15 protein-coding genes are annotated in these 14,534 nt (G+C 27.4%); 13 read left to right on the top strand and 2 right to left on the bottom strand.

Features of this window, described 5'->3' with window-relative positions; translation table 11 throughout:
- Window positions 1-15: 15 nt before the first annotated feature.
- The 10 genes from H0H73_RS00925 to rplT all read left to right on the top strand — a co-directional run bounded on the left by H0H73_RS00925 (window position 16) and on the right by rplT (window position 10,672).
- Window positions 16-1,077 carry a branched-chain amino acid aminotransferase gene (locus H0H73_RS00925; protein WP_185852306.1) on the top strand — a complete coding sequence of 354 codons (1,062 nt, stop codon included), beginning with the start codon at window positions 16-18 and terminating at the stop codon, window positions 1,075-1,077.
- Window positions 1,078-1,098: 21 nt separating this feature from the next.
- On the top strand, window positions 1,099-2,850 hold the full coding sequence (gene argS, locus H0H73_RS00920; protein ID WP_185852484.1) for an arginine--tRNA ligase: 1,752 nt from the start codon (window positions 1,099-1,101) through the stop codon (window positions 2,848-2,850).
- Between the two features lie 32 nt (window positions 2,851-2,882).
- Complete coding sequence (gene ffh, locus H0H73_RS00915) at window positions 2,883-4,232, top strand: signal recognition particle protein (RefSeq protein ID WP_185852305.1); 1,350 nt, start codon at window positions 2,883-2,885, stop codon at window positions 4,230-4,232.
- 109 nt (window positions 4,233-4,341) lie between these two features.
- Window positions 4,342-5,943, top strand: coding sequence for a glycerol-3-phosphate dehydrogenase/oxidase (locus H0H73_RS00910; RefSeq protein ID WP_185852304.1), 1,602 nt, complete (start codon window positions 4,342-4,344; stop codon window positions 5,941-5,943).
- A gap of 24 nt (window positions 5,944-5,967) precedes the next feature.
- Window positions 5,968-7,470 carry a glycerol kinase GlpK gene (gene glpK / locus H0H73_RS00905; RefSeq protein ID WP_185852303.1) on the top strand — a complete coding sequence of 501 codons (1,503 nt, stop codon included), beginning with the start codon at window positions 5,968-5,970 and terminating at the stop codon, window positions 7,468-7,470.
- Window positions 7,471-7,475: 5 nt separating this feature from the next.
- Complete coding sequence (locus tag H0H73_RS00900) at window positions 7,476-8,222, top strand: MIP/aquaporin family protein (protein WP_185852302.1); 747 nt, start codon at window positions 7,476-7,478, stop codon at window positions 8,220-8,222.
- 36 nt (window positions 8,223-8,258) lie between these two features.
- Window positions 8,259-9,542 carry a threonine--tRNA ligase gene (thrS, locus tag H0H73_RS00895; RefSeq protein ID WP_185852301.1) on the top strand — a complete coding sequence of 428 codons (1,284 nt, stop codon included), beginning with the start codon at window positions 8,259-8,261 and terminating at the stop codon, window positions 9,540-9,542.
- Window positions 9,543-9,582: 40 nt separating this feature from the next.
- Window positions 9,583-10,119, top strand: coding sequence for a translation initiation factor IF-3 (gene infC, locus H0H73_RS00890; RefSeq protein WP_185852300.1), 537 nt, complete (start codon window positions 9,583-9,585; stop codon window positions 10,117-10,119).
- Window positions 10,120-10,126: 7 nt separating this feature from the next.
- Window positions 10,127-10,315: a 50S ribosomal protein L35 gene (rpmI, locus tag H0H73_RS00885; protein ID WP_185852299.1), complete on the top strand. Its 189-nt coding sequence runs from the start codon at window positions 10,127-10,129 to the stop codon at window positions 10,313-10,315.
- A gap of 6 nt (window positions 10,316-10,321) precedes the next feature.
- Window positions 10,322-10,672 carry a 50S ribosomal protein L20 gene (gene rplT / locus H0H73_RS00880; protein ID WP_185852298.1) on the top strand — a complete coding sequence of 117 codons (351 nt, stop codon included), beginning with the start codon at window positions 10,322-10,324 and terminating at the stop codon, window positions 10,670-10,672.
- 6 nt (window positions 10,673-10,678) lie between these two features.
- Here rplT and def read toward each other — a convergent pair whose 3' ends face one another.
- Both def and ruvX read right to left on the bottom strand, forming a co-directional pair.
- Window positions 10,679-11,197: a peptide deformylase gene (def, locus tag H0H73_RS00875; RefSeq protein WP_185852297.1), complete on the bottom strand. Its 519-nt coding sequence runs from the start codon at window positions 11,195-11,197 to the stop codon at window positions 10,679-10,681.
- Window positions 11,194-11,622, bottom strand: a complete 429-nt coding sequence (gene ruvX, locus H0H73_RS00870) for a Holliday junction resolvase RuvX (RefSeq protein ID WP_185852296.1) — start codon at window positions 11,620-11,622, stop codon at window positions 11,194-11,196. Before ruvX ends, def begins: the two co-directional genes overlap by 4 nt.
- 86 nt (window positions 11,623-11,708) lie before the next feature.
- Here ruvX and H0H73_RS00865 point away from each other — a divergent pair, with 86 nt between their 5' ends.
- The 3 genes from H0H73_RS00865 to H0H73_RS00855 are packed head-to-tail and all read left to right on the top strand — an operon-like array spanning window position 11,709 to window position 14,531.
- On the top strand, window positions 11,709-12,527 hold the full coding sequence (locus H0H73_RS00865) for a 2,3,4,5-tetrahydropyridine-2,6-dicarboxylate N-succinyltransferase (RefSeq protein WP_185852295.1): 819 nt from the start codon (window positions 11,709-11,711) through the stop codon (window positions 12,525-12,527).
- Window positions 12,528-13,106 (top strand): L-threonylcarbamoyladenylate synthase, encoded by a 579-nt coding sequence (locus H0H73_RS00860; RefSeq protein ID WP_185852294.1) that lies wholly within the window; start codon window positions 12,528-12,530, stop codon window positions 13,104-13,106.
- Window positions 13,107-13,112: 6 nt separating this feature from the next.
- Window positions 13,113-14,531, top strand: a complete 1,419-nt coding sequence (locus tag H0H73_RS00855; protein WP_185852293.1) for a CCA tRNA nucleotidyltransferase — start codon at window positions 13,113-13,115, stop codon at window positions 14,529-14,531.
- The last annotated feature ends 3 nt before the right edge of the window (window positions 14,532-14,534 follow it).

The following is a 14,534-nucleotide window of genomic DNA, read 5'->3' as shown; positions in this document are numbered from 1 at the left end:
ATGTTTTTTAATTTTATGAAAATAGAAAAAACTTTACATTCTAGGATTGAAAAAATGGATTTCAATAATATTGTTTTTGGAAATCAGTATTCGGATCATATGTTCTGTTCTGAATTCAAGAATGGGAAATGGAAAAATTCTATTATTAAGCCTTTTGGAAAAATAATGTTTTCTCCTATATCTCTTGTTTTTCATTATGGTCAAGCTGTTTTTGAAGGAATGAAAGCTTACAAAGATAAAAATGAAGAAGTTTTCTTATTTCGTCCAGAAGAAAATTTGAAAAGAATAAATAGATCTGCTGCTCGTTTGGAAATGCCGATTATACCGGAAAATATTTTTATGAATGGATTAAAAAAATTAATAGATATGGACAGGGATTGGATTCCAAAAAATTATGGGCAATCTTTATATATTCGTCCTTTTTTAATTGCGACAAATGGAGTTTTATCAGCTAAACCTTCTACAGATTATATGTTTATGATTATATCTACTCCTGCAGATACTTATTACAAGTATCCTTTAAAAATTAAAATAGAAGAAAAATATAGCCGTTCTGCATCAGGAGGAGTAGGATTTACTAAAGCTGCTGGTAATTATGCTTCTTCTTTTTATCCGACTAGATTAGCCAATGAAAAAGGTTTTGACCAAATACTGTGGACGGATTCTTCGACTCATACAATGATAGAAGAATCCGGCACTATGAATGTTTTTTTTTATTTAAATAATAAACTTATCACTCCAAAAGCCAATGACAATATATTAAGTGGGATTACCTGTAAAAGTATTCTTTCTTTAGCGAAAGAAGAAGGATTCCTAGTAGAAGAACGAAATTTAAGCGTTTCAGAAATTATAGAAGGATTTAAAACAGGTGAATTGAAAGAAGCTTTTGGATGTGGAACTGCAGCAGTTATAAATTATTTTAAAATGATTAGCTATAAAGAAAATGATTTTTGTTTACCGGATCTTGTAGAAGAAAAAAGAATATCTCTTTATTTAAAGAAAAGATTATTAGATATACAACATAATATATCTGAAGATCCTTTTGGATGGAGAGTTCGATTAAAAAGATATTTGTAAAAAAATCATTCTATGTCATTTATGAATGATCGTTTTCAGTCTATAGAAGAAATAGTTATAGAATCTATATTTTTTTTATATAAATTAAAATCTTGTCCTGAATTGGATTTTCAACATACTAAAAAAGAATATACAGGGGATGTTACTGTGATTTTATTTCCTTTATCCAAAAAATTGAAAAAACCCGTAGAAAAAATAGGAAAAGATATAGGAAATTATGTGAAAAATAAGTTAAAAGGACTGATTCAGTTTTCTATTATTAAAGGTTTTTTAAACTTTATTTTCGAAAATGATTATTATATTTATCTTCTGAAAGAAATGTTAAATACAAATTTTTATGATTTGAAATATTCTTCTAAAAGAATCATGATAGAATATTCTTCTCCTAATACTAATAAACCGCTTCATTTAGGGCATATTAGAAATAGTCTTATTGGAGCATCCATAGCTGAAATATTAAAAATGGTTGGACATAAAATAATAAAAATTCAAATTATTAATGATAGAGGGATACATATATGCAAATCTATGATAGCTTGGAAAAAATTTGGAAAAGGAGAGACTCCTGATAGTGTAAAAATAAAAGGAGATCATTTTGTAGGTAAATATTATAGTTTATTTGATAAAATTTATCGTAAAGAAACTCAAGAATTATCTAAAAAAAATTATATACCTATTCAACATTCAATTATGAATCAAGCTAGAGAATTATTAAAGAAATGGGAATCAGGAGATCCTATTATTCGAAATACTTGGAAAAAAATGAATCAATGGGTTTATAATGGCTTTGAAGAAACTTATAAAAAATTGGGAATTACTTTTGATAAAATAGAATATGAAAGTGATATTTATGAAATTGGAAAAGAAATTGTAAAAAAAGGTCTTAAAAAAGGAATTTTTTTCCAAAAAAAAGATAGATCCATTTGGATTGATTTAATCGAAGAAGGTTTTGATCAAAAACTTTTATTACGATCTGATCAAACTTCCGTATATATCACTCAGGATATTGGAACAGCTGTAGAACGTTTTAAAAAATACAATATAGACCAAATCATATACATCGTAGGAAAAGAACAAGATTATCATTTTCAAGTTCTTTTTAATGTATTAAAACGTTTAGGATATATATGGGTAAATAAATTATTACATTTATCTTATGAAATGGTATATTTACCAAGTGGTAGGATGAAATCTAGAGAAGGAAATGTTATAGATGCTGATAGTATTATTTTAGAAATGTATTCTATTGCAAAAAAAAATTTTTTGAAAAAATTTATAAAAGAACACGAACAATCTGCTGAAATAATAGGATTAGGGGCTTTAAAATATCATTTTCTTAAAATAGATCCAAAGAAAAAAATAATTTTTTATCCTGAAAAATCTATAGATTTTAAAGGAAAAACAGGAACATATATTCAATATACTTATTCCAGAATACGTTCTTTGGAACGAAATTTTTTTAATTTATGTTCATTACTTAATTATTATTGGTCAAATATAAAATTTGATGTAGATGAAAAAAACATGATAAAAATTCTTAAAAAATATCCATTGGTATTAAAAAAATCAGCAATAGATTTAAATCCTTCTTTAATAGCAAATTATGTTTATGAAGTATCTAAAACTTTTAATCATCTTTATCAAAAAAAAAAAATAATAGATCCTTTAAATGTAATTCATAGTAATATTCGCATGAATATTATTCATGTAACAGGAAATGTTTTAAAATCTGGTATGAATTTATTGGGCATTAAAATGCTTGATCGTATGTAATATGTAAGTAATAAAGAAAAGAATATATACTTATGTTTGAATATTTACAAAATAAATTATCTAAAGCTCTTCATATTTTGAAGGGGGAGAATACAATTACAGAGATTAATATAGCGTCTTCTTTAAAAGAAATCGGGCGAGCACTTGTTGATGCAGACGTTAATTATAAAATAGTTAAAAGTTTTGTTCATAAAATTCAAGAAAAATCTATTGGAAAAAAAGTACTCACTTCTTTAAATCCTAAACAATTAATTACAAAAATAGTATATGATGAATTAGTTTCTCTTATGGGGAAAACAAATATAGAAATGAATCTTTCTAAGAATCCTGCTATTATCTTAATTTGTGGATTACAGGGAAGTGGAAAAACTTCTTTTTCCTCTAAACTTGCTTTTTTCTTAAAAAAGAAAAATAAATATCCTTTGCTAGTTGCTGCAGATATTCATCGTCCTGCAGCTATAAATCAATTGAAATTGATTTCTGAGAAAGCCAATATTCCTGTTTTTTCTTTAATAGAAAGTAAAAATGTTATAGAAATTGTGGATCAATCTATTCTTTATGCTTCTAAAAAAAAGAGAAATGTAATTATTATCGATACAGCTGGTAGATTAGCGATAGATGAAATCATGATGAAAGAAATTAAAACAATAAATCAACATTCTAAACCAAATGAAGTTTTATTTGTTGTTGATGCCATGACAGGACAAGATGCTATAAATACGGCTCAATCTTTTTCAAAAATATTGAATTTTGATGGGATTGTCATAACGAAATTAGATGGAGATAGTAGAGGTGGTGTTGCTATAACCATGTCCAGTATAGTGAAAAAACCTATAAAATTTATTAGTAATGGAGAAAAAATAGAAGATTTAGAAGTTTTTCATCCAGATAGAATAGCTAATAGAATATTGGGAATGGGAGATATCGTTTCTTTGGTCGAAAAAGTACAAGAACAATTTGATGAAAAAAGAACTCAAAAAATTTATCAAAAAATTTCAAAAAATCGTTTTAATTTTAATGATTTATTAGAACAAATTCAAAAAATTAAAAAAATAGGAAATATAAAAAATATTATTTCAATGATTCCTGGAATCGATAAATATTTTTCTTTCTATGGAAATCAAAAAGATTCTTTTAAAAAAATAGAAGCTATTATTCATTCTATGACTCCTTATGAAAGAAATTACCCTAAAATTCTTACTAATGTAAAAAGAAAAAAGAGAATATCTGAAGGATCTGGGATAACTTTAAGTCATATAGATCTTTTTCTGAAACAATTTCATGATATGAATAAAATTATGAAAAAAATTCATGCTCATTCAGGAAAAAAAATTGTAAAAGATTTTATATCTAAAATAATTAATAAAGAAAATAGTGTATAATTTTAATTATAATTTTCTTTTATTGAAAATATTTTTAATTTTGTTCATTTAATATTTTAAAAATCCCAATAGGATAGATATTCCGTTTGGAATTTGATATGAGTGAAAAATGATGAAAGGTTTTTTAAATAGAGATAGGTTTTTGAACATTTTAGAAAATGTAAATATTTGGGATGTTGTTATTATTGGGGGAGGAGCTACAGGATTAGGAATAGCTTTAGATTCTTCCTCAAGAGGATATAAAACTCTTTTATTAGAACAGTCTGATTTTTCTAAAGCTACTTCTAGTCGAAGTACGAAATTAGTTCATGGAGGAATACGATATTTAGCTCAAGGAAATATAAGATTAGTTTATGAAGCATTACAAGAAAGAGGTTTCTTACTAAGAAATGCTCCTCATTTAGTAAAAAAACAAAAATTCATTATTCCAGTTTTTAATTGGAAAATGGGAATTATGTATTGGACTGGTTTAAAATTGTATGAATGGTTATCTGGTTCTTTAAGTTTTGGTAAGTCCAAATTTTTATCAAAATATGAAATAGTTAGAAATTTTCCAGAAATTAGAAGCGAAGAATTAAAAGGAGGGATTGTATATTATGATGGACAATTTGATGATGCTCGTTTAGCTATAAATTTAGCACAGACATGTGTTCAAAAAGGTGGAACATTGTTAAATTATTTTCAAGTTAAAAGTTTACTTAAAAAAGTTGGAAATAAAATTTCTGGAGTTGTAGCTTGTGATCTTGAAACTCAAAAAAAATATTCTATTTATTCAAAAATAGTTATAAACGCTACTGGTGTTTTTTCTGATTCTATTTCAAGAATGGATGAATCTGCATGTCCTATTTTTATCAAGCCAAGTCAAGGAACACATATTGTATTAGATAAATCTTTTTTCAGTAGTTCAAATGCTATAGTTATTCCAAAAACTACGGATGGGAGAGTCTTATTTTGTGTTCCATGGTATGATCATGTTTTAGTAGGAACTACAGATACTTTTTTGGAAAAAAGTGTTCTTGAACCAAAACCTTTAGAGGAAGAAATCGATTTTATATTACAAACTTTTAATAGATATTTTGTGCTTCATACAAAAAAAAGTGATATATTGAGTGCATTTTCTGGATTAAGGCCTCTTTTTGTTCCTAATAATTCTTATTCTACTAAAACTAAAGATATTTCTAGATCTCATAAACTTATGATTAGTTCTTCTGGATTAATTAGTGTTATAGGTGGAAAATGGACTACATATAGAAAAATGGCTGAAGATACTGTAAATAAAGCGATTGAAATAGGAAAATTAAATAAAATGCCTTCTGTTACAAAGAATCTTAAAATTTATGGATCCTATTCTTCATATAAAAGTCAGAATTATCATTGGAATAAATATGGAGAAGATGAATATCATATAAAAACATTAATTGATAAAAATCCATTGCTAGGAGTTTCATTAATTTCAAAAGATTCTTCTTATTATTATTATACCGAAGCAGAAGTAGTTTGGATGGTCCGTTATGAAATGGCGAGAACAATTGAAGATGTTTTGGCAAGAAGGTTCCGTTTATTATTTTTAAATGCTAAAAAAGCAATAGATATAGCACCCAGAGTCGCTGCATTAATGGCTAAAGAACTTTCTAGAGATGAAAAGTGGGAAAAATCACAAGTAGCGGGGTTCAAAAAGTTAGCTATGCAATACTATTATCCAGCAGTTTGATAATAATAGTAGAAAAGTTATTATATGTTTATGAAAAAATATGTGCTATCATTAGATCAGGGAACTACCAGTTCGAGAGCTATTATTTTTGATAAAATTGGAAATATTATTTCTGTAGCTCAACGAGAGTTTACACAAATTTATCCTCATCCTGGATGGGTAGAACACAACGCAGAAGAAATATGGTCAACGCAAGCTTCTGTGGCTTTAGAAGCTATTTTAAAGGCCAATTTAGAAGGAGAAAATATTGTATCAATAGGAATTACTAATCAAAGAGAAACCACTGTTGTGTGGGATAAAAAAACGGGAGAACCTATTTTTAATGCTATAGTATGGCAAGATAGACGTACATTTAAATATTGTGATCTTCTTAAAAAAGAAGGATTAACCGAAATGATTCGAAAAAAAACAGGTTTAATTATAGATCCTTATTTTTCCGCTACAAAAATTAGATGGATATTAGAAAATGTTTCTGGAGCTAAGAAAAAAGCTCATTCTGGATCTTTAGCATTTGGAACTATAGATTCATGGTTAATATGGAATTTAACCGGTAAAGAAATTCATGTAACAGATGTGACTAATGCTTCTCGTACTATGTTATTTAATATTCATACACTTAGTTGGGATCAAGAGTTAATAGATTTATTTAACATTCCAATTTCTATGCTTCCAGAAGTAAAATCATCTAGTGAAATTTTTGGTTATACAACAGGACATATTTTATCACATAAAATTCCTATATCTGGGATTGCAGGAGACCAACAAGCCGCTCTTTTTGGGCAAATGTGTACTAAAATTGGTATGGTAAAAAATACTTATGGAACAGGATGTTTTATGTTAATGAATGTAGGAGATAATCCTGTTTTTTCCCAAAACAATTTAATTACTACTGTAGCTTGGAAAATAAAAAATAAAGTTCAATATGCATTGGAAGGAAGTGTTTTTATAGCAGGAGCGGTTGTTCAATGGCTGAGAGATGGCCTGGGGCTCCTTTTATCTTCCAATGAAGCGGAAATATTAGCTTCTTCTGTAGATAACACGGAAGGTTTATATATGGTTCCCGCTTTTTCCGGTTTAGGAGCTCCCTATTGGGATCAAAAAGCAAGAGGAATTATTGTAGGCATAACAAGGGGGACTTCTTCTGCTCATCTTGTTAGAGCGGCATTAGAAAGTATTGCTTTTCAAAATATGGATGTGTTGAAAGCTATGGAAGCAGATTCTGGTATTTCTATAAAAGAACTCCGTGTAGATGGAGGAGCTACGGTGAATAAATTATTAATGCAGTTTCAATCTGATATTTTGAATGTAAAAGTTGTAAAATCTAAAATTTCTGAGCTTACAGCTGCTGGAGCGGCTTATTTAGCTGGATTAGCTGTAAATTATTGGAGTAGTCTTGAAGATATTCAAGATAAATGGCAATTAGAACAAGTTTTCGAACCAAAAGGAATGCCTAGTAGATTAGAAAGAATTCAAGGTTGGAAAAGAGCGATTAAAACAACTCGTTCTTGGTCCAATCAAATAAAATAAATATAATGACAAAAATATATGCAGAAATCATAGGAACAATGATTTTAGTATTTTTAGGAAATGGAGTGGGAGCAAATGTTATTTTATCAAAAACTAAAGGTCATAGCAAAAGTGGAGAATGGTTGACTATCACTATAGGATGGGCATTAGCTGTTTTTATGGGAATAACAGTGGCTGCTCCTTATAGTGGAGCTCATTTAAATCCATGTGTTACAATAAGTTTTGCCATAATTGGAAAATTTAGTTGGAAAATGGTTCCCTTTTATATTTTTTCTCAATTCATTGGAGCAATGTTAGGTTCTTTATTTGTATGGTTTTTATACAAGGATCATTTTTTTGAAACTCAAGAAAAACAAGAAAAATTATCTGTTTTTGTGACGATTCCTTCTATAAAAAATTTATTTTCTAATTTTTTAAGTGAAGTATTAGCTACTTTTATTTTTATATTCATTTCTTTATATCTTTCTACAGAAGGAACTCTTTTTTTTAAAGAGGGAAAGTATCCAATAGGATTGGGATCCTTAGGGGCACTTCCTTCCGCTTTGGTAGTGTTAGGAATTGTTTTATCTTTAGGAGGAGCTACAGGTGCGGCTCTAAATCCTGCTCGTGACCTAGGCCCAAGAATCATATATTCTATCATTCCTATTCCGGGAAAAGGAAAAAGTAATTGGGATTATGCTTTGATTCCAATATTTGGTCCTATAGTAGGAAGTATAATAGCAGCAACATTATATTTATTTTTATCATTATAAACATTATAAAAATAAAAAAATTTGTAACTTATTTTTATGGATAAAGATAAGTTAGTTCCTATTTTAAAAGAAGACTCTAATAAAATTAATAAAAATAGAGATCATAGAAATATAGGGAAAAAACTAAAATTTTTTGTTTTTTCTGATCGAGTAGGAACTGGATTGCCTTTATGGTTGCCCAGAGGAACAATTTTAAGAAAGAATTTAGAAGAATTTTTAACTGATGTTCAAAGAAAATCAGGATACGAGATGGTCATCTCTCCACATATTGGTCATAAAAAATTGTATGTTAGGAGTGGTCATTGGAGCAAATATGGAAAAAATAATTTTAAACCTATTCACACTCCTCGTAAAGAAGAAGAGTTTCTTTTAAAACCTATGAATTGTCCTCATCATTGTGAGATTTATCGTTCTCAAGAATGGTCCTATCGTGATCTTCCTAAACGTTTTGCAGAGTTTGGAACAGTATATCGTTATGAACAAAGCGGAGAACTTCATGGATTAACTAGAGTTAGATGTTTTACTCAAGATGATGCTCATATTTTTTGTACTTATGATCAATTGTTAGAAGAATTTAAAAAAGTAATTAATTTAGTTGTTTATGTTTTTCGTTCTCTAGGTTTTTTTACATATACAGTTAGAATCTCTCTTAGAGACCCTAAAAAAATAGATGATTATATAGGATCAGAAACAAATTGGGAAAAAGCTGAGAAAGCGATACTACAAGTAGTAAAAGAAGAAAATATAGAAGCTTCTGTGAATTATGGGGATGCCGCTTTTTATGGCCCAAAATTAGATTTTCTTATTAAAGATACTATAGGAAGAAGTTGGCAACTTGGAACGATCCAAGTAGATTATAATTTGCCTGAAAGATTTGATTTATATTATAAAGGAAGAAATAACAAAAAATGTCGTCCAGTAATGATACATAGAGCGCCTTTTGGTTCATTAGAACGTATTATCGCCATTATGATAGAACATACGGAAGGAAATCTTCCATTATGGTTGGTTCCTGATCAAGTAGTCATACTTCCTATAAGTGATAAATATGTAGTTTATGCAAAAAAAATTTTAAATTTAATGTTGAATTACAATATTCGTGTATTTATTGATAATAGAAATGAGAAAATTAATAAAAAAATTAGGGATTCTGAAGAAAATAAGATTCCTTATATGATAATTTTGGGAAAAAAAGAGGAAAAAAATGAGATGATGTCATTACGACGTCATGGGTTAGGACACATAGGAATATTTTCTATTTCCAATGGAATAGAATCTATTTTTAATGAAACAAATTTAAAAACTATAAAACTATTTTAATATAAAAAAGAAATTTTCAAGAGGTAATAAAAAGAATAGAATGCACCGACCATTACCGCAAAAAAAAGAAAAACATCGTATCAATGAAAGTATTATCAATACTCAAAAAGTTCGTTTAGTCGGTGACTCTTCCATAGAAAATGGAATTTATTCTATAGAAAAAGCTCTTCAATTTTCTAGAGAAAGAGAACTAGATTTGGTTGAAATTAATCCTAAATTAACTCCTCCAGTGTGTAAAATACTGGATTACAAAAAGTTTTTATATGAACAAAAAAAAAGAAAAAAACAATTTAAAGCAAAACAAATTAAAGTAAATACCAAAGAAATTAGATTTGGTCCTCAAATTGGAGATCATGATGGAAAAGTGAAAATTAAAAGTGCAGAGAAATTTTTAATGCGTGGAGATAAAGTGAAAGTATTTGTTTTTTTTAAAGGACGTTCTATAGTATACAAAGATCAAGGAAAAATTAAATTATTAAAGTTTGCAGAAGAAATTGAGGAATTCGGAAAAGTAGAGCAAATGCCGGTAATGGAAGGAAAGAGAATGTATATGATATTAGCTCCAAAAAAATTTTAACGTTATTATGCCTAAATTAAAAACGAAATCAGGATCTAAAAAAAGATTTAAAAAAACAGCGAATGGATATATCAAAAGAAAACATGCCTTCAAAAGGCATCTATTAACTAAAAAATCTAAAAAAAAAAAACGTAATCTTTCTCTATTCACTTTACTGAAAAAATCAGACCAAAAAAACATAAAAATTCAATTTTAGAAAATTATGCCTAGATCTACAAATGCCGTTTCCTCTAGACGAAAACGTAAAAAAATACTTAAATTAGCCAAAGGGTTTTATGGTGCCAGGAGTAGAGTTTATACAGTTGCTAAAAATGCTGTAGAAAAGTCTTTTGTTTATGCTTTTTCAGGAAGAAAAAGAAAAAAAAGAAATTTCAGATCTCTTTGGATTCAACGGATCAATGCTGGGGTTCGTCAGTATGGAAAATCCTATTCTGAATTTATGAGTAAATTATCCAAAAGAAAAATTAAAATGAATAGAAAGATTCTTTCATATATATCTATGAATGATCCTAATGTTTTCAAAAAAATGGTAGATGACGTTTATTCACAATGAATTTTTTTATGATAAATTCAGAAATTTTTTTTCTATTATTTTCTTCTTATTATAAGAAAAATAATCTATAAAAAGTTTTCCTTCAATATGATCATATTCATGCAAAATTACTCTTGCACATATACCTGTTAAGGTTGTTTTTTTTTGTTCCCAATTTTGATTATAATATTCAATTCTTACATTAGATTTTCTTTTGATATACCCCATAATTCCAGGAAAACTAAGACACCCTTCATTAAATTTACACTCTTTTCCATGTACTTTTAATATTTTAGCATTAATAAAAACTTCCTTATAATTTATAATATTTTTTCCCTTTAAATAAGGAGTTTCGACTATAAAAAGTCGAATATTCTTTCCAATTTGTGGAGCGGCCAATCCTATACCTTTTACTTTATGTATAGTTTCAAACATATCTTGAATCAATTGATTGATTTCCTTTCTTTTTTTATAAGAAGAAAAATCTATGTCCAAACATTTTTTTCTCAAAATAGGATTTCCATAAAGAACTATAGGTAATATCATGAATATGAATTCTTTTTTTTTGTAAGATAAGACTGTAAAATTATAGTGGCACTAATTTGATTTAAAATTACTTTTTTTCTTCTTTTTTTTCTTTTTAAACCCAATTCTATCATAGTAGAAAAAGCTATTTTAGATGTAAAACGTTCATCTAATCTTTCTATAATGATTTTAGGATATTTTACATGAAATTTATTTATAAATTTCTGAATTTCTGTTTCTATTAAAATTTCTTTTTGATTATTCAATTTTTTTGGCAATCCTACAACAATTTCTTCTATTTTCTCATGAACTAAAAAATATTCTAAAAAATTCATTAAATTTTTAGTTGGAATAGCATTTAGCCCAAATGCAAATATTTTTTTTTCATCTGTTATAGATAAACCAGTAATAATTTTTCCATAATCTATCCCTAATATTTTTGCCATTGTAAAATGTATACTTGTTATCTTATTTTATTTTTACTACTTTTGTTTTGTTTTTTATCAATCAATATATATATATATAAAAAAAAGTGAATAGACTAAAATTAGAAATAGATCAAGCTTGGAATGAGAAAAATTTATGGAGTACTGATGTAAATATAAAAAATGTAGTTCTTCAGGTTCTTTCCCATTTGGAAAATGGTTCAATCAGAGTATCAAATTATTTAAATGGAAAATGGGTAGTCAATGAATGGGTTAAAAGAGCTATTATTATGTATTTTTCGGTTCAAAATATGAATACAGTAGAAGTAGGGGCATTAGAATTTTATGATAAAATTCCTGTCAAGAATAAATTTAAGGAAAAAGGAGTTCGTGTGGTTCCCCATGCTATAGCACGTTATGGCTCGTATATATCACCTGGAGTTATTCTCATGCCTTCTTATGTCAATATAGGTGCATATATAGGAAAAAATACGATGATAGATACATGGGCAACAGTGGGAAGTTGCGCTCAAATTGGAAGTGACGTTCATGTAAGTGGAGGAGTGGGAATTGGGGGTGTTTTAGAACCTTTACAAGCTCATCCTGTTATTATTGAAGATAATGTTTTTATTGGATCTAGATGTATTTTAGTGGAAGGAGTTTTGATAAAAAGAGGAGCTGTTTTAGGGGCAAATGTCGTTATCACAGCCTCTACTAAAATTTTTGATGTAACTAATGAAAAACCTATTGAAACAAAGGGTGTAATTCCTAAATATTCAGTAGTGATACCTGGATCTTATCCAAAAAAATTCCCTTCAGGTATATATCATGTTCCATGTGCTATGATTATAGGAAAAAGGAAAGAAAGTACAGATAAAAAAATATCTTTAAATGATGCGTTGAGAACTCATAATTTAGAAATTTAAATGTCTTTTTACGTAGAAATAGAAAAAAGTGTAGATATATTAAAAAAAGGAAAAAATTTATTGTATCCTACAGATACTGTATGGGGATTGGGATGTGATGCATTTAATATACAAGCTATAAAAAAAATATGTGAAATCAAAAATAGAGATATTTCTAAATCTATGATTCTTTTAGTAGAAAGTATGGATCGGTTGCATCAATTAGTAGGAAAAATTTCTCTTTTTACTAAAAAAATAATTCTTAATAATCTTGTTAAAAAAGATAAGCCTATTACTATAGTATATGAAAATACTAAAAAAATAGCATCTAATTTTTTTAGACAAGATAATACTTTAGCGGTACGTTTAACATATGATCCATTTTGCACTTGTTTAATTAAAAATTTGGATAGACCCATTATTTCTACCTCTGCTAATTTGTCGGGATTTGTAACTCCTAAATCTTTTTCAGAAATTAGTCCTTATATTTTAAATAAAACAGATTATGTTGTAAATTTTCGTAGAGAAGAAAAAGCAAACTATAGTAGTTCTTCTATTATAAAAGTTGTATACAATAAGATAAAAATATTACGTATGTAAACGGACATGAATTTATCATCAGCTGTTCATAAAAAAATATTTCGTATTGTAAGTCTTTCTGCTCAAAAAATAAGACAAAATAGCTACGTCATAGGAGGTTATGTTCGAGATTTTTTGTTAGGAAAAATGAAATATAAAGATTTAGATATTTTAACTATAGGAGAAGGAATAAGGTTAGCTGAAGAGGTTTCTAAATATATTATTCCTTATCCTAAAATAAGAGTATTTAAACGTTTTGGTACAGCTATGTTAGAATACGATAATCAAAAAATAGAATTTGTAGGATCAAGAAAAGAGTCTTACCATTTTTCCAGTAGAAAACCTGTTATAGAGTTGGGATCATTGCAAGATGATCAAAAAAGAAGAGATTTTACAATCAATGCTTTAGCTATTAGTTTAAACCGTAACAATTATGGAGAATTGATAGATCCATTTGGAGGATTATCAGATTTGAAAAAAAAAATATTAAGAACTCCATTAGATCCAAATATTACTTATTCTGATGATCCACTACGAATGATACGAGCTATACGATTTGCGACCCAATTACAATTTATGATTGAAGAATATTCATTTCAATCAATTCAAAAGAATAAGAATAGAATAAATATTGTTTCTACAGAAAGAATTGTAGAAGAATTTAACAAAATTCTGCTATCTGAAAAGCCTTCTATAGGATTGTTTTTATTATATAAATCTGGATTGTTATCAATGATATTACCGGAATTAGTTTCGTTAAAAGGAATAGAAGAAAAAAATGGATATAAACACAAAGATAATTTTTATCATACTTTGCAAGTAGTAGACAATATCAGTAAAGAAAAAAATAGTTCTCTTTGGTTAAGATGGGTAGCATTACTTCATGATATAGGAAAAACTTATACTAAAAAATTTTTTCCAAGAATAGGATGGTCTTTTCACGCTCACGAATTTGTAGGATCTAAGATGGTTACAAATATATTCCAACGTTTAAAACTTACAAAAGGTTCTTCAATGAAATATGTTCAAAAAATGATTCAGTATAGTTATAGACCTATTGCGTTAATAGGAAATAATACTAGCGATTCTGCTATACGTAGATTATTATTTGATATAGGAAACGATCTAGAAGATTTAATGAAATTATGTATCGCTGATATTACGACTAATAATATGGAGAAGAAGAATCAATATAAAAAAAATATTTATCTTCTTATGGAAAGAATTAGAAAATTAGAAAAAAAAGATAAAATCCAAAACTGGAAATCCCCTATATCAGGAAATGATATAATGAAAGCCTTTCATATTGATCCATGTAAAAAAATAGGAATTATAAAAAATTTTGTTAAAGATTCTATTTTGGAAGGAAAAATATCTAATAATTTTAATTCTGCTTATTTTATGATGTTAAAAAAAGGAGAAGAGTTGGGTTTGAAAAAAAAATAATAT

The organism is Blattabacterium cuenoti, assembly GCF_014251335.1.
GTDB classification, from domain to species: Bacteria; Bacteroidota; Bacteroidia; order Flavobacteriales; family Blattabacteriaceae; genus Blattabacterium; species Blattabacterium cuenoti_G.
The sequence above is the reverse complement of the archived record's forward strand: the minus strand, read 5'-3'. Positions and strand labels throughout refer to the sequence as shown.

What these genes read in the sequence shown, in the direction of transcription:
- rplT (WP_185852298.1), top strand. Translation starts at nt 10,322, where the DNA reads ATGCCTAGATCTACAAATGCCGTTTCCTCTAGACGAAAACGTAAAAAA.
- thrS (WP_185852301.1), top strand. Translation starts at nt 8,259, where the DNA reads ATGGATAAAGATAAGTTAGTTCCTATTTTAAAAGAAGACTCTAATAAA.
- infC (WP_185852300.1), top strand. Translation starts at nt 9,583, where the DNA reads ATGCACCGACCATTACCGCAAAAAAAAGAAAAACATCGTATCAATGAA.
- def (WP_185852297.1), bottom strand. Translation starts at nt 11,197, where the DNA reads ATGATATTACCTATAGTTCTTTATGGAAATCCTATTTTGAGAAAAAAA.
- H0H73_RS00925 (WP_185852306.1), top strand. Translation starts at nt 16, where the DNA reads ATGAAAATAGAAAAAACTTTACATTCTAGGATTGAAAAAATGGATTTC.
- H0H73_RS00860 (WP_185852294.1), top strand. Translation starts at nt 12,528, where the DNA reads ATGTCTTTTTACGTAGAAATAGAAAAAAGTGTAGATATATTAAAAAAA.
- ffh (WP_185852305.1), top strand. Translation starts at nt 2,883, where the DNA reads ATGTTTGAATATTTACAAAATAAATTATCTAAAGCTCTTCATATTTTG.
- H0H73_RS00900 (WP_185852302.1), top strand. Translation starts at nt 7,476, where the DNA reads ATGACAAAAATATATGCAGAAATCATAGGAACAATGATTTTAGTATTT.
- ruvX (WP_185852296.1), bottom strand. Translation starts at nt 11,622, where the DNA reads ATGGCAAAAATATTAGGGATAGATTATGGAAAAATTATTACTGGTTTA.
- rpmI (WP_185852299.1), top strand. Translation starts at nt 10,127, where the DNA reads ATGCCTAAATTAAAAACGAAATCAGGATCTAAAAAAAGATTTAAAAAA.
- glpK (WP_185852303.1), top strand. Translation starts at nt 5,968, where the DNA reads ATGTTTATGAAAAAATATGTGCTATCATTAGATCAGGGAACTACCAGT.
- H0H73_RS00910 (WP_185852304.1), top strand. Translation starts at nt 4,342, where the DNA reads ATGATGAAAGGTTTTTTAAATAGAGATAGGTTTTTGAACATTTTAGAA.
- argS (WP_185852484.1), top strand. Translation starts at nt 1,099, where the DNA reads ATGAATGATCGTTTTCAGTCTATAGAAGAAATAGTTATAGAATCTATA.
- H0H73_RS00855 (WP_185852293.1), top strand. Translation starts at nt 13,113, where the DNA reads ATGAATTTATCATCAGCTGTTCATAAAAAAATATTTCGTATTGTAAGT.